Raw genomic sequence first — 21,588 nt, 5'->3', positions numbered from 1 at the left:
TGCGACCGCTTCGGTACGTGCGGCAATGCAACCGAACCATGCAGGTGGCACGGTCCCGCGCGGCCTGCGGAGCCCGGTACGCGTCGGCCGGCTCCGCTCAGCGCTTGGCGGCGACCTTGTCGCCGGCGGGCTTCTCGGCCGCGGGCTTGTCGGCGGACGCGGTCTTGGTGGTCGCGGGCTTGGCAGCCTTCGGCTTCGGCGGCGTGGCGCCGGCGATCAGGGCCGCGAGATGCGTCTGGTCGAGGCCCGCGGTGACGGACGGCTTCGGCGCCGTTGCCAAGGCGGTCGCCACCGGTGCCGCCTCGGAGGCCCGCGGGGCTGCCCGGTCGAGCCGGCTCCGATCGATCGAACCGGTGGTGGACGGCTCGGTCTGGCTCGCCGCCGCCGAGACGGCCGCCGGAGACTCGCGCTGCACGCGCAGGGCCCAGTGGGCGGCGGTGGAGAGGGCGGCGATCGCCAGGATCGCCTTGATGCCGCTCGTGAGCAGGGCTCGCATGGTCGTCAGGCCCGAGAGAACGCGGTCACACGCGGCCGGATCCGGACCGCCCCGGATCATCGCGCGGGAGCGTGAACGAAGCGGCAAGGGGCCCCGCGAACGGCGTCCCGGAACGGGGCAGGAAGCGGCCCCTAATCACGGGAGCGAGGAAAGACAGGTGGGCCATGCGCCGGGTCCGCGGTTCCTGTTCCCCGCGCTCCCGACACCCCTGCAGCGACTCGGCCCACTGAGCCTCACAGGCGCGGCCCAGAGAACTGGTCCGGACCGTCCCGTCACTGCCGACCCCGATACCATGCAGGCCCGAGCGGGCTCGCGAAACCTTCAGGCGCATCGGCCGCGGGGACCGCCCGTGTAGAGGGTGGCGTCCGAGCCGGCAACAGAGGCGCGGCGGTTTCCGGCATGGGCGGGTGCGGCGGAACGCGCCCTACGGCCGCCCGGTCAGGTACGGCCGGCGGCCGCCTCGGCGAAGGCGGTGAGCGCAGCGGTCTCCTCGGCCCCCGGCTCTGCGGCCAGCCGCGCGTAGAGGCGGCTGAAGCCCTCGAACACCTCCCGGCCGGCGGCGTCGGGCCCGAGGAAGCCGGCGATCTCCTCCATCTCCGGCGCCCAGCGATAGGCCTTCGGCACCATGTCCGGCAGGCCCTTGGCGAAGCGGGCGAGCAGCGCCGGCTCGTTCTCGGCGAGTTCGGCCAGCAGCGCCGCCTCCGCCCCGGAGCGCCGGGCGGCGAGGATCATCAGGCTGGCGAGCGCGGTCAGCCCCTTGTTGAGGCCGGCGTAGCTCATCTTCAGGCTGGAGGCGGCGCCGACCCCACCGGGGCAGACCCGCAGGTCGAGGCCGAGGTCGCGCAGGACCAGCGCCGGCCCGGTCTGATCCCCCGAGACGTAGACGCGCGGCCCTTTCGTCCCCGGCTTCGGCGGGTGGCCGAGGATGCCGCCGTCGAGGAACGGCGCGCCGGTCCCGGCGACCGTGGCCGCGATGCCGGCGACCGTCTCGGGGCTGACCGCGTTGAGGTCGACGTAGACGGGTTTCTTCGGAGCGGCCGCGAGCGCCGGGGCGAGGCGGCGGGCGAGCGCCGCGGCCTCCGCCGGGGGCACGATCGACAGGATCAGGTCGGACCCGGCGATCTCGTCGAGCGCGGCGTCGGCCATCCCCGCGGCTTCGGCCCGCGCCCGGCTCGCCGCGCCGCGGCCGTCGAGGACGGTGAGCACGCGGGCGCCCCCCGCGACGAGGCGGCCCGCGATGGCGCTTCCCATGGCGCCGGGGGCGATGACGGCGATGGTGGGCATTGGGGGCCTCCGGCGCGCCACCGCGCGGTCGAGGTCGACGCCTGTCGGTACATAGGTCGTCCCGGAGCGGAGGCTACGGAGGGCGGAAGCCGGCCTTGCTCCACATCGGCCAGAACGATAATCTCGGGCCGTGACCCGACCAACTGCCGAACCTCCGCGATCCGGCACGTGGCGCCTGCACGATGCCAGGGCGCAGTTCAGCGAACTCGTTCGCCGCGTTCGGAGTATCGGCCCACAGCACATCACCGTCCAGGACGACGAGACGATCGTGGTCATCTCCGCCGAGGAATTCCGCCGCCTCTCCGGCGATGCCACGGGGCAGCTCCTCGTCGAGGCCCTGCAAGCCTCGCCTCACCGTGAGATCGACATCGAGCCGGAGCGCGCGGCGATGCCGGTCCGCAATATCGACCTGTGATGCCTCGTCCCGAGGCGTGGCTTCTCGATACCAACATCCTGTCGGAGTTGCGCCGGCCGAAGCCTGAGCGGCGCGTGATCGATTTCGTCGTTGCCCAGCCGCTCGACCGGCTACACGTCAGCAGCGTCACCCTGGCCGAGATCCGCTTCGGCATCGAGCGGCTGGACGACGGCACCCGGCGGGCCGACCTGACGGACTGGCTCACGACCCGGGTCCGGCCGATGTTCGCCGGGCGCATCCTGCCGGTCAGCGAGGACGTGATGCTGCGCTGGTGCCTGCTCGTCGATGAGGGACGGCGGTCCGGCCACACCTTCTCGCAACCGGATCTGCTCATCGCCGCGACGGCGCTGCTTCATGGGTTGACGGTCGTGACGCGCAATGTGAGCGACTATGCCCGCGCCCGCGTCCCGATCCTCAATCCCTGGCGCGACCCGCCCCCGGGCTGATCCCTACCGCAGCGAGCCGCAGAACCGCTGGATGCGGCGGCAGGCCTCCTCCAGGGTCGCGTCGGAGGTGGCGTAGGAGATGCGCAGGTTCGGCCCGAGCCCGAAGGCCGAGCCGTGCACCGCGGCCACGCCCTCGGCCATCAGGAGCTCGGTGACGAAATCCTCGTCGGTCTCGATCGCCTTGCCGGACTCCGTCCGCTTGCCGATCACGTCCGCGCAGGACGGGTAGACGTAGAAGGCCCCCTCCGGCGTCGGGCAGGTGAGCCCGTTCGTCTGGTTGAGCATCGAGACCACGAGGTCGCGCCGCTTCTGGAACGCCGCCCGGAACGTGGCGAGGTGGTCCTGCGGGCCTTCGAGGGCGGCCACCGCCGCCCACTGGGCGACCGTGGTGGCGCCGGAGGTCTGCTGGCCCTGGACGAAGTCCATCGCCTTGATCAGCGTCTCCGGCCCGGCGGCGTAGCCGATGCGCCAGCCGGTCATGGCGTAGCCCTTCGAGACGCCGTTCATGGTCAGCGTGCGCTCGTAGAGGCCGGGCTCGACCCCTGCTGGGGTGACGAATTCGAAGTCGCCGTAGGTCAGGTGCTCGTAGATGTCGTCGGTGAGCACGTGGACGTCGGGGTAGCGCATCAGCACGTCGGTGAGCGCCTTCATTTCCTCGCGCGTGTACGCGGCCCCCGAGGGGTTCGACGGCGAGTTGAGGATGATCCACTTGGTCTTGGGCGTCAGCACCCGCTCCAGCTCGTCGGCCCGGAGCTTGAAGCCCTCCTCCATCCGCGTCTCGGCGAAGACCGGAGTGCCGCCGCACAGGCCGACCATCTCCGGGTAGGACACCCAGTAGGGGCGGGGGATCACCACCTCGTCGCCGGGGTTCAGGGTCGCGAGCAGCGCGTTGTAGAGCACCTGCTTGCCCCCGGTGGCGACGATGGTCTGCGACGGCTTGTAGTCGAGCCCGTTCTCGCGCTTGAACTTCCGGGCGATCGCCTCGCGCAGGGGCACGATGCCGGAGACCGGCGGGTAGCGGGTCTCGTTGCGGTGGATCGCCTCGATCGCGGCCTGCTTGATGTGCTCGGGGGTGTCGAAGTCCGGCTCGCCGACCGACAGGGAGATCACGTCGACGCCGGACGCCTTCAGCTCGCGCGCCTTCTGCGTCATCGCGATGGTCGCGGAGGGCTTCACCCGCGAGAGGACGTCGGCGAGGAAGGCCATTGTCGTGCGTTCTCCGGACAAGTTCCGCGTGCGCCCGCGGGGCGCGGGACCCTAGGCCGATGCTGCGGTGCGGGCAAGGCGGCGCGGGGAAAGCGGCGCGGCGCACCGGATTCCGTGCTAGCCTCGCGCCGATCCGAGGAGGCTGAACCGCCCATGCCGCCGGCCGAGACGCTCACGATCACGCTGCCGCCCGACATGCTCCGTGCCCTGCGCGAGAGTGTCGAGGCCGGCGCCCACGCCACGATCGACGACGCCCTGGGCGCTGCCGTGCGCGCGTGGCAGCGCCAGAGGCGGGAGGACGCCGAGCACCTCGAGACGATCCGTGCCCGCATCCGCCGCTCCCTGGACGATCCACGACCGTCTCTGAGCCTCGAAGAGGTCGAGGCGCACATGGAAGCGCTGTTCGCCGAGACCCGAAGAGACCGCCGCCGTGCGTAGGCTGCGCATCGAGTTCAAGCGCGAGGCCCGCGCCGATCTGGCGGACATCTTTCGCGTCGTGATCGGTGTCAGCCAGGACAACAGCGTCGCCGAAGGCTTCATCCGGCGGATCATCGCGCGATGCCGGCGCATCGGCGACGCACCCCGCGGCGGTCGCCCCCGCGACGACTTGGAAGCCGGCCTGCGGACGGTGCCGTTCGAGCGCTCCGCCGTCATCGCCTACCGCGTCGAGGCCGACCGGGTGACGATCACCAACGTGTTCTACGGCGGCCGGGATTTCGAGGCGCTGTTCCGCAGCGATCCACCGGACGACGCCCCGCCCGCCTGATGCTGGCCCCACCCTCGCACCCGGCCGCCCGCACGCCCATCTCTTCCGGATGATCCCGCTCTCCGTCCTCGACCTGTCGTTCGTCTCCGCCGACTCGACCCCGGCGCAGGCGCTGCACGACACCCTGGCGCTCGCCCGCCACGTCGATGCCCTCGGCTATCACCGCTACTGGCTCGCCGAGCACCACGCGCTGCCGAACGTGGCGAGCCCGGCCCCCGAGATCATGATCGGCCAGATCGCCGCCGCGACGCGCACCCTGCGGGTCGGCTCGGGCGGGATCATGCTGCCGAACCACGCGCCGCTGATGGTCGCCGAGCGCTTCCGGGTGCTGGAGGCGCTGTTCCCGGGGCGGATCGACCTCGGGCTGGGGCGGGCGCCGGGCACCGACGGGCTGACCGCCCGGGCGCTGCGCCGCCGCGAGGCGCCGGGGGAGGCGGGCGGCGACGACTTCCTCGACCGGCTTCAGGAGCTGCTGTTCTGGGACGGGGGCTTTCCCGAGGGGCATCCCTTCGGCGCGATTCCTGTGAGCCCCGCGGGCGTGAGGTTGCCGCCGCTCTTCCTGCTCGGCTCCTCCGACTACAGCGCGGCGCTCGCCGCGCAGATCGGTTGCGGCTTCGGCTTCGCGCAGCACTTCTCGGGGATGCCGGCCGAGGGGCCGATGCGGGACTACCGCGCCCGGTTCTGGCCGACGCATCTGGGGGAGCGGCCGCACGCCATCCTCGCGGTGGCGGCAATCTGCGCCGCCACCGACGCGGAGGCCGAGCGCTTGGCGATGAGCGCCCGGCTCTCGACCCTGCGGCGGGAGCGCGGCGAGTACCGGCCGCTTCCGAGCCTCGCCGAGGCCGAAGCCTACCCCTACGCGGAGAGCGAGCGCCTGCGGATCGAGCGCGGCCGCGACCGGCTGCATGTCGGCGCGCCCGAGACCCTGCGGGCGCGGCTGGCAGAGCTGGCCGAGCGGGTCCAGGCGGACGAGCTGATGATCGTCTCGGCGATCCCCGATCAGGCGGCGCGGCGCGAGTCCTACGCGCTGCTGGCCCGGGCCTGGGGGCTCGGGGTGGCTGCCGCCGCGTGACGGTCCCGCCCCGGATCCGGGGTTTCCAAAGGGACCGAGTCCCTTTGGTGGGTCGGACAGGGCAAAGCCCTGGCATCGCGGGGCTCCGCCCCGCCCCCCGCGGAAGGGCTCGCCCTTCCGAAACCCGGGCTCAGCCGCCGAAGGCCCGGCGCAGGCGGGCCAGGAAGCCGCCGGCCGGCGCCGCGTCCGGCTCGGTCGCCGCGGCGGGGGCCGGAGCGCGGACGAGACCGAGCGCGGCCGTGTCCGTGGTCTCGCGGTCGATCAGGATCAGGCTGCCGGTCTCGCGGTTCTCGGCGTAGGCGTCCACCGCCACCGGGCGGTCGAGCACGAGGATCACGTCGGCGATGTCGTTGGCCGACAGGCGCTCGGCCGGCTCCGGACGGCCGGTCTCGGGGTCGAGGCGCGAGACGATGCGCTCCACGCTCGCCGCCACCGTCGCGGTGCCGATCTTGGCGAGCAGGCTCGCCCCGGGGCTCAGCGCCGTCTCCGCCGTCCAGAACAGGCGGGCGTCGAGGCGGTCGGTCTCCCGCATCGGCCTGCCCGCGGCGGCGATCACCTGCCCGCGCGAGGCGTCGATCTGGTCGGCCAGCACCAGCGTCACCGACAGGTCCTCGCCGGCCTCCGCGAGGTCGCCGTCGGCGGTGTAGATCCGCGCGACCGTGGAGGCGCGGCCGCCGGGCTGCACCGTCACCGCGTCGCCCGGGCGCACCCGGCCGCTGGCGATCCGGCCGCTGTAGCCGCGGAACTCGGAATTCGGACGGTTGACCCACTGCACCGCCATGCGGAACGGCGCCTGCGCGGCCTCGGCGTGGACCGGCACCGTCTCGAGGAAGGCCAGCAGCGGCCCGCCCGCGTACCAGGGCGCGTTGACGCCGGGCTCGACCACGTTCTCGCCGTTCTTGGCCGAGAGCGGGATCGCCTTGACCTCGGCGAAGTTCAGGCCGGCGGTGAAGGCGGAAAAGCCCGCGACGATGGCGTCGAACCTACTTTGCGACCAGCCGATCAGGTCCATCTTGTTCACGGCGAGCGCCACGCGGCGGATGCCGAGGATCGAGACGAGCAGGGCGTGGCGCCGGGTCTGGCGGGTCAGCCCCTGGCGGGCGTCCACGAGGATCACCGCCACGTCCGCCGTCGAGGCGCCGGTGGCCATGTTGCGGGTGTACTGCTCGTGACCGGGGGTGTCGGCGACGATGAAGGAGCGCTTCTCGGTCGAGAAGAACCGGTAGGCGACGTCGATGGTGATACCCTGCTCGCGCTCGGCCTGGAGGCCGTCGACGAGGAGCGCGAGGTCCATCTCCTGCCCCTGCGTGCCGTGGCGGCGGGAGTCGCGCTGGAGGGCGGTGATCTGGTCGTCGAAGATCTGCTTGGTGTCGTGCAGGAGCCGGCCGATCAGGGTCGACTTGCCGTCGTCCACCGAGCCGCAGGCGATGAAGCGCAGCACCTCCTTGCTCTGGTGCGCGGCCAGGAACGCCTCGTAGCCGCGCGCCCGGTCGAAGGCCGTGGGGGACTGATGGATGGTCATCAGAAGTAGCCCTCCTGCTTCTTGCGCTCCATGGCGCCGGCGCCGTCCTTGTCGATCACCCGGCCCTGGCGCTCCGAGGTGCGGGCGGCCAGCGTCTCACCGATGATCTCGGGCAGCGTCGCGGCGTCACTCTCCACCGCGCCGGTCAGCGGGTAGCAGCCGAGCGTGCGGAAGCGGACGACGCGCGCCTCGGGGGTCTCGCCCGGCAGCAGCGGCAGCCGCGCGTCGTCGACCATGATGAGCTGGCCCTCACGCTCCACCACCGGCCGGGGCGCGGCGAAGTAGAGCGGCACGATCGGAATGTTTTCCTGCTCGATGTAGAGCCAGATGTCGAGCTCGGTCCAGTTCGAGAGCGGGAACACCCGCAGGGACTCGCCGCGCTTCTTCTTCAGATTGTACAGGTGCCAGGGCTCGGCGCGCTGGCGCTTGGGGTCCCAGCGGTGCTGGGCGGTGCGCAGGGAGATGATCCGCTCCTTGGCGCGGCTCGCCTCCTCGTCGCGCCGCGCGCCGCCGAAGGCCGCGTCGAACCGGTGTTTGTCGAGCGCCTGCCGCAGGGCCTGCGTCTTCATCACGTCGGTGTGGACTTCGGAGCCGTGGCTGACCGGGCCGACGCCGCGGGCGAGCCCGTCCGGGTTGGTGTGGACGATGAGGTCGAGGCCGAGCTCCTTCGCCCGCGCGTCGCGGAAGGCGATCATCTCCCGGAACTTCCACGTGGTGTCGACGTGGAGCAGCGGGAACGGCAGCCGCCCCGGCGCGAACGCCTTCAGCGCGAGGTGCAGCAGGACGGAGGAATCCTTGCCGATCGAGTAGAGCATCACCGGGTTCTCGGTCTCGGCGACCGTCTCCCGGAAGATGTGGATCGCCTCGGCCTCCAGGCGCTTCAGGTGGCTGAGGCGGGCGGGCGCGGCGGCAGGCGCGATCGTCTGCGCGGCGAGGGCGGCGCTCATCGGGCGAACTCCGGCTGATTCTTCTGGGATTCGAGGCCGGCCCGCTCGAAGGCTGCGGGTTCCTGGCCGGGCTGCACGGACGCCTCCGGGCGGCCGATATGCAGGCCGCACTCCTTCTTCTCTTCCTGCTCCCACCACCAACGCCCGGCCCGCTCGGGCTCCCCGACCTTCACGGCGCGGGTGCAGGGGGCGCAGCCGATCGACGGGAAGCCGCGATCGTGCAGGGCGTTGTAGGGGACGAAGTTCTCGCGCACGAAGGCGTCGATCTGCGCCCGCGTCCAGTCGGCCAGCGGGTTGAGCTTGATCAGGCCGCGGTCCGGGTCGAACTCCGCGAGCGGCGTGCCGGCGCGGTTGGCCGACTGCCCGGCGCGCAGGCCGGTGAGCCAGCCCGCGGCGCCGTCGAGCGCCCGGCCCAGCGGCTCGACCTTGCGGAAGCCGCAGCACGCCTGACGGGCGGCGACCGAGCGGCGGAAGCCGTTGATCCCCTCGTCGCGCACGAACGCCTCCTCGGCCGCGCGCTCGGGCGCGTAGGCCCGGATGCGCAGGCCGTAGGCGCTCTCCGTCTCCACCCAGGTGTCGTAGGTCTCCGGGTACAGCCGGCCGGTGTCGAGGGTGACGATCTCGACGCGGGAGCCGGCGAGCTTGGCCATCGCCAGGGCGTGGGTCAGCGCCTGGTCCTCGATGCCGAGGCTCGTCGTGAAGACGAGGCGGCCGGGGACCTGCGCGGCCATCGCGTGCAGCCGGGCGGTGAGGTCGAGGCCGGCGAGGCGCTCCGCGAGGGCGTCGGCCGCGGATCGGTCCGGACGGGTCATGACGTGCGCTCTTCGGGAGATCCGGCGGAAGCAGTTGTCGAGGGGGCGAGATGTTCGCTATATCGAACGAAGTCAAGGCTGGACGGGCGGCCCGCGGGGCATAACGGGGCGGCGTCCGGTGCGGTGGCGCACACACCGCGCGGGGCCGCATCCTGTGCGTCGTAAAAGATTCTTCTATGATCAGGCTGCCTGCGCCTGTAGAGCCGCGGAAATCTTCCCCGCGGAAACCGTCACGGAGAGGCCGTTGGACGCGATCGACCTGAAGATCCTGGGGCTCCTCCAGCAGGACGCGACCCTGTCGATCGCCGCGATCGGCGAGCGGGTCGGCCTGTCCCAGACGCCGTGCTGGAAGCGCATCCAGCGCCTCGAGGCCGACGGGGTGATCGACCGCCGGGTGGCGGTGCTCGATCCCGTCAAGCTCGGGCTCGGCCTGACCGTGTTCGTGTCGATCGAGACCGCGGACCACTCGCAGGACTGGCTGGAGCGCTTCGCCGACACCGTCGCCAGCATGCCCGAGGTGCTGGAATTCTACCGGATGGCCGGCGACGTCGACTACATGCTGCGCGTCGTCGTGGCCGACATGCAGGCCTACGACGCCTTCTACAAGCGGCTGATCGCCACGCTGCCGCTGAAGAACGTGACCTCGCGCTTCGCGATGGAGAAGGTGAAGTCCACCACCGCCCTGCCCCTGCCGGCCCCGCCCAAGACCACCCGCCACCTGCCGGGGACCGCCCCGGTGCTGGCGGTGGTCGGAGAATGATCTTCTCCTTCTTCGCACCGCAACGAACCAGATCTCCTAGCGCGCGACCGTTCTGCAAAACGAACGTTTTGGATTGACACCGGCCCCGCGCCCCACGACATGGTCCCCTGATGTCTCGACCCAGCCAAGCCCCAGCCCTCCTGCCGCGCACCGCCCCGTTCGGGGACGGCGAGCGCGCCAGCCTCGACGCGGTGCTCGGGCCCGCCACCCCCCTCCAGCGGGCGTGGCTCGCGGGCTTCCTCGCCGGGCTCGACGCGGCGGGCGGCCAGCCGGCGGCGGTGCCGGCCGCCCCCCCGAAGGCGGCCGAGCCGCTGACCGTGATCTTCGCCAGCGAATCGGGGAACTGCGAGGCGCTGGCCGGCAGCGTCGCCAAGCTCGCGCGCAAGCAGGGCTTCAAGCCCAAGGTCGTGGATTTCGCCGACCTCGACCTCGCGACCCTGCCGAAGGCCGGCAAGCTGATCGCCATCGCCGCCACCTGGGGCGAGGGCGAGCCGCCGGCCCGGGCGGTGCGGGCCTACGGCGAATTGATGGGGGAGGGCGCCCCGCGCCTCGACGGGGTCGAGTTCGCGGTGCTGGCGCTCGGCGACACGAGCTACGCGGAGTTCTGCGCGATCGGCAAGGCGCTCGACGCCCGGTTCGAGGCGCTGGGGGCCAAGCGCGCGGCCGAGCGCGCCGACCTCGACCTCGACTTCGACAAGCCGGCCGCCGCCTGGATCAAGGGCGCGCTCCAGGCGCTCGCCCCGGCGCAGGCGGCCGCCGACAACGTCGTGGCCGTCGACTTCGCCCGCACGCCCGGGGAGGCTTCGGGGGAGGACGAGGAGCCGAGCCGCGAGCCTGTGGTGGCCGAGGTCGTCGAGCACGTGAACCTCAACTCCTCGCGCTCCGACAAGGAGACGATCCACATCGCGCTCGCCTTCGAGGACGGCGCGCCCGCCTACGAGCCCGGCGACTCGCTGGAACTCTACCCGGAGAACGACCCGCAGCTCGTCGAGGAGATCCTGGCCGCCACCGGCCTGTCCGGCGACGCGGGCTTGCGCGACGCGCTGCTCGCCGAGCGCGACATCACCACCCTGTCGCCGGCGACCATCGAGCGCTTCGCCAAGGCCACCGGCTCGGCCGACGCGCAGGCCTTCGTCGAGGGCGGCGAGGTCCGCGCCTGGATCGAGGGCCGCCACCTGATCGACCTGCTGGAGAAATTCCCGGCCCAGCTCACCGCCGAGCATCTCGGGGTCATCACCCGGCCGCTGCCGCCGCGGGCCTACTCCATCGCCTCCTCGCGCAAGGAGGTGGGCGACGAGGTCCACCTCGCCATCGCGGCGGTGCGCTACGAGACCCACGGCCGGGCCCGCACCGGCGTCGCCTCGACCCACGTCGCCGACAGGATCCGGGACGGGGCCAAGCTGCGGGTGCGGCTGAAGCCGAACCGGCACTTCCGCCTGCCCCAGGACCCGGCCACCGACATCATCATGGTCGGCCCCGGCACCGGCATCGCCCCGTTCCGCGCCTTCGTGCAGGAGCGCCGCGCGACCGAGGCGCCCGGTCGCGAAGTCGGTCGCTCCTGGCTGTTCTTCGGCGACCGGCACTTCACCCACGACTTCCTGTACCAGCTCGAATGGCAGGAGGCCCTGGAGGAGGGCGCGCTGACGCGCATCGACGTGGCGTTCTCGCGCGACCAGCCCGAGAAGATCTACGTGCAGGACCGCATCACCCAGAACGCCGGGGAGCTGGTGGCGTGGCTCGACGGCGGCGCCCATCTCTACGTCTGCGGCGACGCCAAGCACATGGCCAAGGACGTGCGCGCCGCGGTGGTGCGGGCGTTCGAGACCGCCAAGGGCCTGTCGGCGGCCGAGGCAGAAGCGCACGTCGCCGGGCTGGAGCGGACCAAGCGGTACCAGCAGGACGTTTACTGACCCGAGGGACATCGCTCCCACCCGCGCCCTCATCCTGAGGTGCCCGCGCGAGCGGGCCTCGAAGGAGACCTCCAGCCGGCCGCGCGATCCCTGGAGGGCTCCTTCGAGGCCTCCGCTGCGCTCCGGCACCTCAGGATGAGGTGCGCGGGTCGGACGGGCGCCGGCAGACAGCACCAACCGAGTACGATCCATGACCGACGCCAAGCCCACCGACGCCGCGCCCACCGACGCCAAGCCCGATCCGTCGCGACGCGTCTACGAGACCCCGCCGACCGACCGCCCGATCACCGAGGCGGAGGCGGCGCGCGCGGCCAAGCTCGCGGCCAACGAGCACATCAAGATCGCCAGCGGCTACCTGCGCGGCACGCTGGCCGACGGGCTCCTGAAGCACGCCACCGGCGCGATCTCCGAGGACGACGGCCAGCTCGTCAAGTTCCACGGGATGTACCTGCAGGACGACCGCGACCTGCGGCCCGAGCGCACCAAGAAGAAGCTCGACAAGGCCTACAGCTTCATGATCCGCCTGCGCATCGCCGGCGGCGTGGTGACGCCGAAGCAGTGGCTGGTGCTGGACGACATCGCGACCACCTACGCGGGCGGCGCCCTGCGGGCGACCACGCGGCAGACCTTCCAGTACCACGGGGTCATCAAGTCGAACCTCAAGCGGGCGATGGCGGCGATCGACTCGGCGCTGCTCGACACCATCGCCGCCTGCGGCGACGTGAACCGCAACGTCATGGCCGCCACCAACCCGGCCCAGGTCCAGGCGCACAAGGCCGCCTACCAGCTCGGCAAGGACATCTCCGACAGCCTGCTGCCGAAGACCAACGCGTGGCGCGAGATCTGGCTCGACGGCGAGCGCGTGGTCGGCGGCGAGGACGCGGCCGAGGTCGAGCCGATCTACGGGAAGACCTACCTGCCGCGGAAGTTCAAGATCGTCGTGGCGGTGCCGCCCTCGAACGAGGTCGACGTGTTCGCCCACGATCTCGGCTTCATCGCCATCCTCGACAAGAAGGGGGCGGTGACCGGCTGGAACGTCACGGTCGGCGGCGGCATGGGCATGACCCACGGCGAGACCGACACCTTCCCGCGCACCGCCGACGTGATGCTGTTCTGCGCGCCCGCCGATGCCGTGAAGGTCGCCGAGGCGGTGATGACCGTCCAGCGCGACTGGGGCAACCGCACCAACCGCAAGAACGCCCGGCTCAAGTACACGATCGAGCGCTACGGGCTCGCGGCCTTCCGCGCCGAGGTCGAGAAGCGGGTGGGCAAGACACTCGCCGACCCGAAGCCGTTCACGTTCACGAGCAACGGCGACCGCTTCGGCTGGACCCCGGGCGAGGACGGGCGCCACCACCTGACGCTCTACGTGCCCTCGGGCCGGATCAAGGACGTGGAGGGCGGTCCGCGCTTCCTCACCGGGCTGCGGCGGATCGCCGAGGTGCACGAGGGCGACTTCCGGCTGACCGCCAACCAGAACGTCATCATCGCCAACGTGCCGGAGGCGCAGCGCGCCGCGATCGAGGCGCTGGTGGACGAGTACGGGCTGACCAAGGGAGCCGGGGCGCTGCGGCGCAACTCCATCGCCTGCGTGGCGCTGCCGACCTGCGGGCTGGCGCTGTCCGAGAGCGAGCGGTTCCTGCCGGGCCTGATGGACGAGCTGGAGACGAGCCTCGCCCGCCACGGCCTCCAGGACGAGCCCATCACGATCCGCTCGACCGGCTGCCCGAACGGCTGCGCCCGGCCGTTCATCGCCGAGATCGCCCTCGTCGGCCGCGGCCCCGAGCGCTACCACCTCTACCTCGGCGCCGCCTTCGACGGCTCGCGGCTGGGCAAGCTCTACCGCGAGGACGCCTCGCCCGCCGAGATCGTCGAGACCCTCGACCCGCTGTTCGCGGACTACGCGAAGGGCCGCAAGAAAGGCGAGCATTTCGGCGACTTCCTGATCCGCGCCGGCCACGTGGCGCGGACCGTCAACGGGCCGGACTTCCACGACCGGACCGGCGCGCTGAAGACCGCCGCGGCCGCCTGATACGGCTTCCGGCTGAAGGGTTCGGAATCGAACCTCCCCGTCCTTGCGAGCGGAGCGAAGCAACCCAGCGGCGCCAACGTCCGGAGAACGCGCGCTGCCCTGGGTCGCTTCGCCTTCGGCTCGCGATGACGGCTTAGGCCGGAATCCCCGAACGGTTCACCCGGAAACGCCATGAGCCGCGGGCGCTCCGGTCCCGGCCGGGGCGCCCGCGCGCATGTCAGGGCTCGGTTTCAGGATCTGGCGGCGGATCCGGCGATCCGGGTCAGGCCGGCGGCGAGGGCGTCGCGGCACCGGTAGGCGCGGGCGCGCACCGAGGGCCGGGCGGGCGCGCCGCCGAGCCGGGCCAGGAAGCAGGCCTCGACGACGGCCGTGCCGGCGGCGTTCAGATGAATCCCGTCCCAGGTGAGGGCGGGGCGGATCCCGCCCGACCCCGTGCGCAGGGGCGTGTGGTAGTCGATGACCGGCACGCCCCGGGCGTCCGCGAGCCGGCGCAGGAGCCGGTTCAGGGCGATGATGCGGGGTGCCGGGGGCGGGTCGGAGGCCCGCAGCCGAGCCCGCGTCGGCGTCACCGCCCCGAGCCACGCCGGCACCCCGCGGGCGCGGGCGTGGTCCAGCATCGCGGCGACGTTGGCGGCGATCTCGTCGAGCGTCACCGGCCCGTCCGGCCCGAAGATGTCGTTGAGCCCGCACCAGAGATGGACGCGGCGCGGCCTCGCCGCGGCCAGCGCCGCATCGAACCGCAAGCGGATCTGCCCGCTGGTCTCGCCGCCGACGCCGTGGGCGACGAGGCCGTGCCGCAGGAAGAACGCGCGGCGGCCGAGACCCCAGCTCTCCGTCAGAGAATCGCCGATCAGCAGGATCGGCCCATCGGATCGGAACAGGCCGGCCTCCGGCATCGCGCGCATCGCTCCGGTCACGGCTGCTGCAACCGCGCCGCGGAGCACCTCGTTCCGATCCGTCCGCGCCGCGGACCGCAATGCCGGATGCCGCACGTCTCCCGGGACTCGAGCATCGTCCCGAAAGGTGGTCACCGGCTTTCGGAAAAGATGACGCACATCAAAGGCCAAGCGCATCGTCCTGGATCCGATATCCAGGACGATGCGCTTGGCGTCACGGCGCGCGTTCGGCCCGCCCCCCGGCGGGACCCATGCCGTCACGATAGGAAGAACCCCCGTTCGGCCTGGAAATCGATCACCTTTCCGGCGAAGCGCCGGCTGTCCGTCTCCAGCACGAAGAACACGACATCGCGCCCATCGAGACGCTGGATCGCGTCGGCGATGCCGCTCCGCTCCGATCGTCCGTAGAAACTCACCACGACATGATCCCACGAGGCGCCCGAGTGAAGCTCGGTCCTGCCCCAGCCGATCATCAGGGCGTCGGCCGTGTCGGCGCGTGTCTCGTTCCAGAACTCCTGCAAACGTCCGATTTCCGCCCAAGCGCTCCCGGAGATTAGAAAGTTTATCGGAACAAAATACTCCGCTCTCATTTTACCAACCTCATTAATTATCATTGAGAAGCACACCGTGGCGAACGGCGGAGGAAGGAACTATCTGAGGGCAGCGGAGATTTGTTGGCCCTGGGGCCATTACCAATCCAAAATCGAATCTATAGACACAATCTCGTCCCACATGTCTTGGTATTTCAGCAACCAGATCTCCCATGCTATACGATTGTGCAAAGTCTTCTCTTCGATGAGGTTCAATCGGGCGATCAGAAGGCCTTATGGGTGCGTCTTCCAGTTCAGGATGCAATCGGCCATTCGCCCATTGCCCTCCATCTCGACTACCAGCAGGCACACGCGGTTGATTTGGATTAAACCCCTTCAGACCCACGATGAGCCTTAACAATTCGATTTTTACACTTGTTGCAGCAATTCGATAACGTAGCCGTCCCAGCCGCATGTATTCGTTTTGTCTCGTCATTATCGCAAATCCGTCTAGATTTTTTACCTTCTATAGGAATATGAGCAAAAAATCAAGAAAATTCTGCGCGGCGCGAAGCGAAATCGGCACTCATACACGCAAGGAGCGTATGATCTAGTCCTATCAACTCAAGATTATTTTTTCAAATATGGATTTTCAAAACTATATCGCCCCGCGACAAATTAAAATTTCAACGAGACGCAAGATGTCTACCGATGGCGGCACGCTAGCCGACTGATGGCGGCACTCGATGAGTGAACCCTATCGATCGAGAAAAGGTCATACGATCCACGAGCCCATACCCAGAACGATGCGATCCCCAGCGCCGCTGCGTCCGCATCACCCGCAGGCTCGTCCATTGGGAGACGACCCGACGACCGCGATAATCGGCCGCAACGCGTGAACCTGGGACAGGCGTGACCGTTATGTCACTGTCAAGCCCCGGGAGAGACGCCATGGCCAAGCACGACATCCTCGGTTTCTTCGAGCACCGCCGCGACGGCGCCTGGGTCTGCGTGCGGCCGTTCACGCTGACCACGAAGGCCGCCAGCGTCGACATCCGCCAGGGCATGCGCTTCGATTACGGCAAGCGCGTCGGCGGCGTCGACCTCGCCGAATACCTGGAGCGGCTCGGCTCGCAGTTCGGCTCGTAGGGCCCGACGCGCACCTCAGTAGCGATAGGCCGTGCGGCAGGCGCCCCAGGGGCGGCCGGCCGCGCGGATCGGCGCGTCCACCTCCCGCACCATCACGATCCGCTCGCCCACCGTGCGGCGGTAGACCTGCACGGTGGCCGGCCGCTGCGAGCGCGCGGCGGTGATGCCGGTGCGGTCGTCGAAGATCCGCAGGTTGCGGCAGTGGGCGTCGTTCCAGGCCCGCTCGCCCGGCCGCTGCGGCTGCGACACCGCCCGGTTGTGGACCGGGATGAAGCCGTTGCGGTCGGTGACGATGCAGAACAGCATCCGCGCATCCGCCGCCACCTCCCGGTCGAGAAGATCCTGCAACAGGGCGGCGAGCGGGGCGGCCCCGTCCGTCGTGAACTGGCGCGGGTCGCTGCCGGGCAGCGGCCGGTAGGCGGTGTCGAACAGCGCCTCGACGCGAAGGCGCCCGGCGGCGCATTCCGCCTCCATCAGGTCGCCGATCCGCCCGGCGATGTCCTGCGCGCGGACGATCAGCGGCGCGTACTCCGCCCGCACCGCGTCGAGCCGGTCGCCGAGCCCGGCCCGCGCGGCCGCCGTCAGGTCGCCGAAGGCGCAGTGCAGGCCCATCGCGCTCACCGCCGCGACGGTCGCCGGCAGGGTGCCGACGCCCTCGACCTCCAGATCGATCCGCGCGCCGACCGCCGGGACCGTCCCCTCCGGCGCGGTCACCAGCATGCCGCCCTCGGACAGGTCGACGCTGCGGGTGCGCCGTCCGTCGGCGAGGCGCACCGGCAGCTCCACCGGGAAGCGGTCGTGGCGGCGCCGGTCGCCGATCTCGCTCTGGCGGACCACGGCGACGAACCGGCGGCCGAGGCCCGCCGCCTGATCGGCGGCCTCGCGCGCCGAGGCTTCGGTCGCGGTGGCGCCGGTCTCCAGGGCGGCGCTCGACACCGCGACCCGCCCGGCCTCGGCATCGACCGCCGCCACGAGGCCGCCGGCCCGGCCCGCCTCCGCCGCCACGCGGGCGACGAGGTCGGCCTGCTCGGCGGAGATCGCCTGCACCGCCGCGAAGGAGGGGCGCGCGGCGTCGAGCGCCTCGGCCAGCGCGCCGATCGCCGAGGCCGAGGCCGCCGCGCCGTCGCACAGGCCGGTCAGCCGGGTCCGCACCGCCTCGGCGGCCCGCGCCGCCTCCACCGACAGCGCCTTGACCTCGGCGGCGACCACCGCGAAGCCGCGGCCGGCCGCCCCGGCGCGGGCCGCCTCGATGGTGGCGTTGAGCGCGAGCAGGTTGGTCTGGCGCGCCACCGCCGCCATGGCGTCGATGATCCCGGCGATCTCGGCGCCCGCGCGCGCCAGGGCCTCGATCTGCGCCCGCGCCTCCGCGCCGCGCCCGTCGGCGGCGTCGAGTTGCGCCTCCGCCCGGCGCATGGCGGCACCGATCCGCGTGCTGGTCGCCGAGAGGGCGTCGGTATGGCCGGTCAGTTCGGCGCTGGCGCCGGTCGCCTCGCGGGCCGCGGCGGCCAGCCCGCCCATCTGCGCCCGGATCCCGGCGAGCCCCGCCTGCACCGCCGAGACCTCGCCCCGGGCGGCCGTGATCGAGGCGCTGACGCCCCCGATCGCGGCCAGCACGTCGGTCTCGATCACGTCGAGGACCGCGGCCCCGCCCGTCGCCGGCCGCGCCTCGGCGCGGGGTGGCTCGGCGGGTGGTGGCTCGGCGGCCGGGACCTCCGGCTCCGAGGCGGGCGCGATCGGCGGGCGGCGGAAGAACGGTCTCAGCATGGCCGGATTCGCGCCGAGCACGGTTAACGCGCGCTTATTCCGCGCCTGAAAATTGTAACAGCGCAGAATCCAATCTTCGGTTGAGATACCTCCGGCCCGGGATCAGGCCCCGCCCCACTGCATGGTCAGGCCGCCGTCGACCACCAGGGTGTGGCCGGTAACGTAATCCGCCGCGTCCGAGGCGAGGTAGAGGATCGCCCTGGCGATCTCCTCCGGCCGGCCCGCCCGGTGCCACGGGATCCGCTCCAGGGACTGGTCCAGCACCTCGGGCCGCTCGAACCGGTCGGCGGTCATCGGCGTCTCGATCAGGCCGGGGGCGACGTTGTTGACGTTGATCCGGTCGCCGGCCAGCTCCCGCGACAGGCTGCGGCACAGGGAGCCGAGCCCGGCCTTCGACATGCCGTAGGGCGCGCTCTCCGGGGTCGGCAGGTGCTGGGCGACGGAGGAGACGAACACGATCTTGCCGCGCCCGCCCTGGGCCCGGCGCAGGCCGATGAACGGCCGCGCGCAGAACAGCGGCCCCATCAGGTTCACCCGCAGGATCCGCTCCAGCACCGCGTCGTCCATCTCGGCCACCGGCATGCCGTCCATCGCCTGCCCGGCATTGGCCACGAGGATGTCCAGCACGCCGAGTTCGCTGCCGATCCGGTCGTAGGCGGCGGCCACGGAGGCCGGATCGCCGACGTCGATCTGCACGACGACGGCGCGGCGGCCGGCCGCCTCGACGGCCCGGGCGGTCTCGGCGATGCCGTCCGCGTCGGTGTGGTAGGTGATCGCCACGTCGGCGCCGGCTTGCGCGAACAATTCGGCGGTCGCCCGACCGATGCCGGAATCGGCGCCGGTGATCAGCGCGCGGGTGTCGGTGAAGGTCATCGCTCGGTCCGGGATGGTGCGCCGCGGCAGGGCGGCCGGTTGCCGGGGCAATCGGTGCGCGCCCGCCGGGTTCCGGCTGCGCTGAAACGTCCGGGTGTCGACACGGCGCGCCCTCCCGCGGGGGTTGCGGGGGCGGTCCGGGATAAGTCCTTGATCCGGCGGGGGGCCGCCCTCGGGCGAGCCGGCTTCCACTCCGGCGGTGGGCGCACTAGGGAAGGGGCATGTTCCCGGACGATCCAGCCCTGCCGCTCGCGGAGGAGACCGCGCCGACCACCCGCTGCCGCATCATCGCGACGGCGACGGAGCACTTCCGCGAGATCGGCTACCAGAAGACCACGGTGGCCGACATCGCCCGGGCGCTGAAGATGAGCCCGGCCAACGTCTACCGCTTCTTCGACTCGAAGAAGGCGATCAACGAGGCGGTGCTGGAGCGGCTGATCGGCGAGGTCGAGGCGCTGGTGGCCGGCATCGCCGACCGGCCGGGCCTGAGCGCCACGGCGCGCCTCGTGGCCGCGATCGAAGCCCTGCACGACGACAGCCTGCGCCGCCTGGAGGAGTTCCCCCGCGTCCACGAGATGATCGAGGCGGCGATGGGCGAGAGCTGGGAGGTGTGCCGCCACCACGTGGCGCGGATCACCGCGGTGTTCGAGCGGATCGTGAGCGACGGCGTCGCGTGCGGTGAGTTCTTCACGAACGATCCGGCGCTCGCCGCCGGCTGCCTGCACGCCGGCATCGCCCGCTACACCCACCCCCTGCTGGTGAGCCAGCCGACCCTGCCGCCGGTGCCGCCGCTACCGGCGATGATCGCCTTCCTGCTCCGGGGGTTGGCGCCGGAGAGCGGGTCGAAGGCGGAGCCTGGCATGGTCCGGTAGCGCGTTTCCCTCTCCCCGCCGGGCGGGGAGAGGGGATCAACCGCCGGCACCAAGCCCGCGGGCGGTCCGAAAAAACTTATTCCGAGGCCGGGTTGGCGGGCGGCGGCGGCTCCGAGGCGGTGGGCTGCGCGCCGTCGTAGCCCTCGATCACCAGGATCTCGGCCTCGACGCCGCCGCGCTGCTTGGCCTTGGCCGCCTGGTAGAGGTCGGAGTGCCAGCAGGCGAGGGCGTCGTCGTAGCTCGGGAACTCGATCACCACGTTGCGCGCGCGGGCTTCGCCCATCACCGCCTCGTGGCGGCCGCCGCGCACGAGGAAGCGGCCTCCGAACTGGGCGAACGCCGGGCCGTTGGCCGCGACGTAGTCCTTGTAGGCCTCCGCGTCGCGGACATCGATCCGCGCGATCCAGTAGCCCTTGGTCATGGCGTTCCTCCTCAACCCATCTCGGCGACGATCGCCCGCGCCACCGCTCGCGGGTCGGCAGCGCCGGTGATCGGGCGGCCGACGACCACGTGGTCGATGCCCGCCGCCCGCGCCTGCCCCGGCGTCATCACCCGCTTCTGGTCGCCGGCTTCCGCGCCCGCCGGGCGGATGCCGGGGGTGACGATCAGCCGGTCCGGCCCGACGATTCCCCGCACGGCGCCAGCCTCGGCCGCCGAGCAGACGAGGCCGTCGATCCCGATCTCGGCCGCCTGATCCGCGCGCCGCGCGACGAGGTCCGCCACCGGCAGGCTGTAGCCGGCCTCGGCCGCATCGGCGTCGTCGTAGGAGGTCAGCACCGTCACCGCCAGGATCTTGAGGCCCGCCCTGCGTCCGCGCACGGCCGCGCGCATGGTCTGCGGATAGGCGTGGACGGTGAGGAAGGTGGCCCCGAGCGCGGAGGCCGAGCGCACGCCCTCCTCGACGGTGTTGCCGATGTCGTGCAGCTTCAGGTCGAGGAAGACCTTCTTGCCCCCCGCCGCCAGCCGCTCGGCCAGCGCGAGGCCGCCCGCGTAGGCCAGCCGGTAGCCGATCTTGTAGAACGTCGCGGCGTCGCCGATCCGCTCGATCAGCGCCTCCGCCTCGGCCACGCCGGGCACGTCGAGGGCGACGATCAGGCGGTCGCGGGGGTCGGCGATCTCGGGCATCGAAGGGTCCTGGGGGTTCGCGGCACCGATCACGCCCGGCGTCCGCCTGTCAATGCGGCCCGGCTGTCGCGCCCGCCCGCGAACCGAGGCTTGCACCGCACCCGCACCGCGCGCCCGATGCGCGGCGACTTCGACTCACCGCGGGGGCGGACGGATGGCGACGAGAAAGCGGGGGACCGCGGGGCCGGGCCCGAAGGTCACGGACACCGCCGGGGAGGCGATGTCGGTCGCCACCGTCCACAGCGTGCCGCTGGAGGGGGCGAAGACCCGCTCCGAGCACGACCTGCTGGGCGACGGTGACGTGCCGGCCGACGCGCTGTGGGGCATCCACACCAAGCGGGCGGTGACGAACTTCCCGATCACCGGCGTGCCCGTGGGCCACTTCCCCGAATTCGTCCGCGCGCTGGCGCTCGTGAAGCAGGCCGCCGCCCGCGCCAACCGGCGGCTCGGCTACCTCGAACCGGAGAAGGCCGACGCGATCGACGCCGCCTGCACCCTGGTCGCCACAGAGGGCGAGTACGCCCGGAGCTTCGTGGTCGACGCGATCCAGGGCGGGGCCGGCACCTCCACCAACATGAACGCCAACGAGGTGATCGCCAACGTCGCGCTCGGGCTGATGGGCAAGAAGCCCGGCGACTACGCGAGCCTCCACCCCAACGACGACGTCAACATGGCGCAGTCGACCAACGACGCCTACCCGACGGCGCTGCG

23 protein-coding genes are annotated in these 21,588 nt (G+C 71.7%); 11 read left to right on the top strand and 12 right to left on the bottom strand.

The window, feature by feature from the left end:
- Positions 1-97: 97 nt before the first annotated feature.
- Both Q8W71_RS16460 and Q8W71_RS16455 read right to left on the bottom strand, forming a co-directional pair.
- Positions 98-496 (bottom strand): hypothetical protein, encoded by a 399-nt coding sequence (locus Q8W71_RS16460; RefSeq protein ID WP_305526473.1) that lies wholly within the window; start codon positions 494-496, stop codon positions 98-100.
- 438 nt (positions 497-934) lie between these two features.
- Complete coding sequence (locus Q8W71_RS16455) at positions 935-1,780, bottom strand: NAD(P)-dependent oxidoreductase (protein WP_305526472.1); 846 nt, start codon at positions 1,778-1,780, stop codon at positions 935-937.
- Between the two features lie 130 nt (positions 1,781-1,910).
- Between Q8W71_RS16455 and Q8W71_RS16450 the strand changes: the two genes are divergently transcribed.
- Together Q8W71_RS16450 and Q8W71_RS16445 are read left to right on the top strand one after the other, a co-directional pair.
- Positions 1,911-2,195 (top strand): type II toxin-antitoxin system prevent-host-death family antitoxin, encoded by a 285-nt coding sequence (locus Q8W71_RS16450; protein WP_305526471.1) that lies wholly within the window; start codon positions 1,911-1,913, stop codon positions 2,193-2,195.
- Positions 2,195-2,641 carry a type II toxin-antitoxin system VapC family toxin gene (locus Q8W71_RS16445; protein WP_305526470.1) on the top strand — a complete coding sequence of 149 codons (447 nt, stop codon included), beginning with the start codon at positions 2,195-2,197 and terminating at the stop codon, positions 2,639-2,641. Before Q8W71_RS16450 ends, Q8W71_RS16445 begins: the two co-directional genes overlap by 1 nt.
- A 3-nt stretch (positions 2,642-2,644) precedes the next feature.
- On the opposite strand, the gene Q8W71_RS16440 is transcribed toward Q8W71_RS16445, so the two are convergent.
- On the bottom strand, positions 2,645-3,847 hold the full coding sequence (locus tag Q8W71_RS16440; RefSeq protein WP_305526469.1) for a pyridoxal phosphate-dependent aminotransferase: 1,203 nt from the start codon (positions 3,845-3,847) through the stop codon (positions 2,645-2,647).
- Positions 3,848-4,000: 153 nt separating this feature from the next.
- On the opposite strand from Q8W71_RS16440, the gene Q8W71_RS16435 reads away from it, so the two are divergent.
- From Q8W71_RS16435 to Q8W71_RS16425, 3 genes are read left to right on the top strand one after another with little or no spacing between them, the layout of a single operon-like run.
- A complete protein-coding gene (locus tag Q8W71_RS16435) occupies positions 4,001-4,285 on the top strand; it encodes a ribbon-helix-helix domain-containing protein (protein ID WP_305526468.1) in 285 nt (94 codons plus the stop codon).
- Complete coding sequence (locus tag Q8W71_RS16430; protein ID WP_305526467.1) at positions 4,278-4,613, top strand: type II toxin-antitoxin system RelE/ParE family toxin; 336 nt, start codon at positions 4,278-4,280, stop codon at positions 4,611-4,613. The genes Q8W71_RS16435 and Q8W71_RS16430 overlap by 8 nt, the downstream gene beginning before the upstream one ends.
- 49 nt (positions 4,614-4,662) lie before the next feature.
- Positions 4,663-5,685 carry an LLM class flavin-dependent oxidoreductase gene (locus tag Q8W71_RS16425; protein ID WP_305526466.1) on the top strand — a complete coding sequence of 341 codons (1,023 nt, stop codon included), beginning with the start codon at positions 4,663-4,665 and terminating at the stop codon, positions 5,683-5,685.
- 130 nt (positions 5,686-5,815) lie between these two features.
- Here Q8W71_RS16425 and Q8W71_RS16420 read toward each other — a convergent pair whose 3' ends face one another.
- The 3 genes from Q8W71_RS16420 to Q8W71_RS16410 are packed head-to-tail and all read right to left on the bottom strand — an operon-like array spanning position 5,816 to position 8,966.
- Positions 5,816-7,207, bottom strand: coding sequence for a sulfate adenylyltransferase subunit 1 (locus Q8W71_RS16420; protein WP_305526465.1), 1,392 nt, complete (start codon positions 7,205-7,207; stop codon positions 5,816-5,818).
- The gene (gene cysD, locus Q8W71_RS16415; protein ID WP_305526464.1) at positions 7,207-8,154 is read right to left on the bottom strand and encodes a sulfate adenylyltransferase subunit CysD; all 948 of its coding nucleotides are present in this window, start codon (positions 8,152-8,154) and stop codon (positions 7,207-7,209) included. Before cysD ends, Q8W71_RS16420 begins: the two co-directional genes overlap by 1 nt.
- On the bottom strand, positions 8,151-8,966 hold the full coding sequence (locus Q8W71_RS16410) for a phosphoadenylyl-sulfate reductase (protein ID WP_305526463.1): 816 nt from the start codon (positions 8,964-8,966) through the stop codon (positions 8,151-8,153). The genes cysD and Q8W71_RS16410 overlap by 4 nt, the downstream gene beginning before the upstream one ends.
- A 244-nt stretch (positions 8,967-9,210) precedes the next feature.
- Here Q8W71_RS16410 and Q8W71_RS16405 point away from each other — a divergent pair, with 244 nt between their 5' ends.
- The 3 genes from Q8W71_RS16405 (at position 9,211) to Q8W71_RS16395 (ending at position 13,668) form a co-directional block, all read left to right on the top strand.
- Positions 9,211-9,726: an Lrp/AsnC family transcriptional regulator gene (locus Q8W71_RS16405; RefSeq protein WP_305526462.1), complete on the top strand. Its 516-nt coding sequence runs from the start codon at positions 9,211-9,213 to the stop codon at positions 9,724-9,726.
- 110 nt (positions 9,727-9,836) lie between these two features.
- Positions 9,837-11,636 carry a diflavin oxidoreductase gene (locus Q8W71_RS16400; protein WP_305526461.1) on the top strand — a complete coding sequence of 600 codons (1,800 nt, stop codon included), beginning with the start codon at positions 9,837-9,839 and terminating at the stop codon, positions 11,634-11,636.
- A 190-nt stretch (positions 11,637-11,826) separates the two neighbouring features.
- Positions 11,827-13,668, top strand: coding sequence for an NADPH-dependent assimilatory sulfite reductase hemoprotein subunit (locus Q8W71_RS16395; protein WP_305526460.1), 1,842 nt, complete (start codon positions 11,827-11,829; stop codon positions 13,666-13,668).
- Between the two features lie 230 nt (positions 13,669-13,898).
- Here Q8W71_RS16395 and Q8W71_RS16390 read toward each other — a convergent pair whose 3' ends face one another.
- The gene (locus Q8W71_RS16390; protein ID WP_305526459.1) at positions 13,899-14,585 is read right to left on the bottom strand and encodes an SGNH/GDSL hydrolase family protein; all 687 of its coding nucleotides are present in this window, start codon (positions 14,583-14,585) and stop codon (positions 13,899-13,901) included.
- Positions 14,586-14,821: 236 nt separating this feature from the next.
- Positions 14,822-15,085: a hypothetical protein gene (locus tag Q8W71_RS16385; RefSeq protein ID WP_305526458.1), complete on the bottom strand. Its 264-nt coding sequence runs from the start codon at positions 15,083-15,085 to the stop codon at positions 14,822-14,824.
- Positions 15,086-16,045: 960 nt separating this feature from the next.
- Here Q8W71_RS16385 and Q8W71_RS16380 point away from each other — a divergent pair.
- Complete coding sequence (locus Q8W71_RS16380) at positions 16,046-16,243, top strand: hypothetical protein (RefSeq protein WP_305526457.1); 198 nt, start codon at positions 16,046-16,048, stop codon at positions 16,241-16,243.
- Between the two features lie 15 nt (positions 16,244-16,258).
- On the opposite strand, the gene Q8W71_RS16375 is transcribed toward Q8W71_RS16380, so the two are convergent.
- A complete protein-coding gene (locus Q8W71_RS16375) occupies positions 16,259-18,007 on the bottom strand; it encodes a methyl-accepting chemotaxis protein (protein WP_305526456.1) in 1,749 nt (582 codons plus the stop codon).
- A 102-nt stretch (positions 18,008-18,109) separates the two neighbouring features.
- Positions 18,110-18,880: an SDR family NAD(P)-dependent oxidoreductase gene (locus tag Q8W71_RS16370; protein WP_305526455.1), complete on the bottom strand. Its 771-nt coding sequence runs from the start codon at positions 18,878-18,880 to the stop codon at positions 18,110-18,112.
- A gap of 221 nt (positions 18,881-19,101) precedes the next feature.
- Between Q8W71_RS16370 and Q8W71_RS16365 the strand changes: the two genes are divergently transcribed.
- Positions 19,102-19,752 carry a TetR/AcrR family transcriptional regulator gene (locus Q8W71_RS16365; RefSeq protein WP_305526454.1) on the top strand — a complete coding sequence of 217 codons (651 nt, stop codon included), beginning with the start codon at positions 19,102-19,104 and terminating at the stop codon, positions 19,750-19,752.
- A gap of 76 nt (positions 19,753-19,828) precedes the next feature.
- Here Q8W71_RS16365 and Q8W71_RS16360 read toward each other — a convergent pair whose 3' ends face one another.
- Both Q8W71_RS16360 and pyrF read right to left on the bottom strand, forming a co-directional pair.
- A complete protein-coding gene (locus Q8W71_RS16360; RefSeq protein ID WP_305526453.1) occupies positions 19,829-20,173 on the bottom strand; it encodes a DUF1330 domain-containing protein in 345 nt (114 codons plus the stop codon).
- 11 nt (positions 20,174-20,184) lie between these two features.
- A complete protein-coding gene (gene pyrF / locus Q8W71_RS16355) occupies positions 20,185-20,877 on the bottom strand; it encodes an orotidine-5'-phosphate decarboxylase (RefSeq protein WP_305526452.1) in 693 nt (230 codons plus the stop codon).
- A gap of 220 nt (positions 20,878-21,097) precedes the next feature.
- Here pyrF and Q8W71_RS16350 point away from each other — a divergent pair.
- On the top strand, positions 21,098-21,588 hold a 491-nt coding region (locus tag Q8W71_RS16350), incomplete at its 3' end, for a lyase family protein (RefSeq protein ID WP_305526451.1).

The sequence above is a fragment of the Methylobacterium amylolyticum genome (genome assembly GCF_030700245.1).
In the GTDB taxonomy this organism is placed as follows: Bacteria; Pseudomonadota; Alphaproteobacteria; order Rhizobiales; family Beijerinckiaceae; genus Methylobacterium.
Note: the sequence above shows the minus strand (reverse complement) of the source record. Positions and strands in the feature narration are given on the sequence as shown.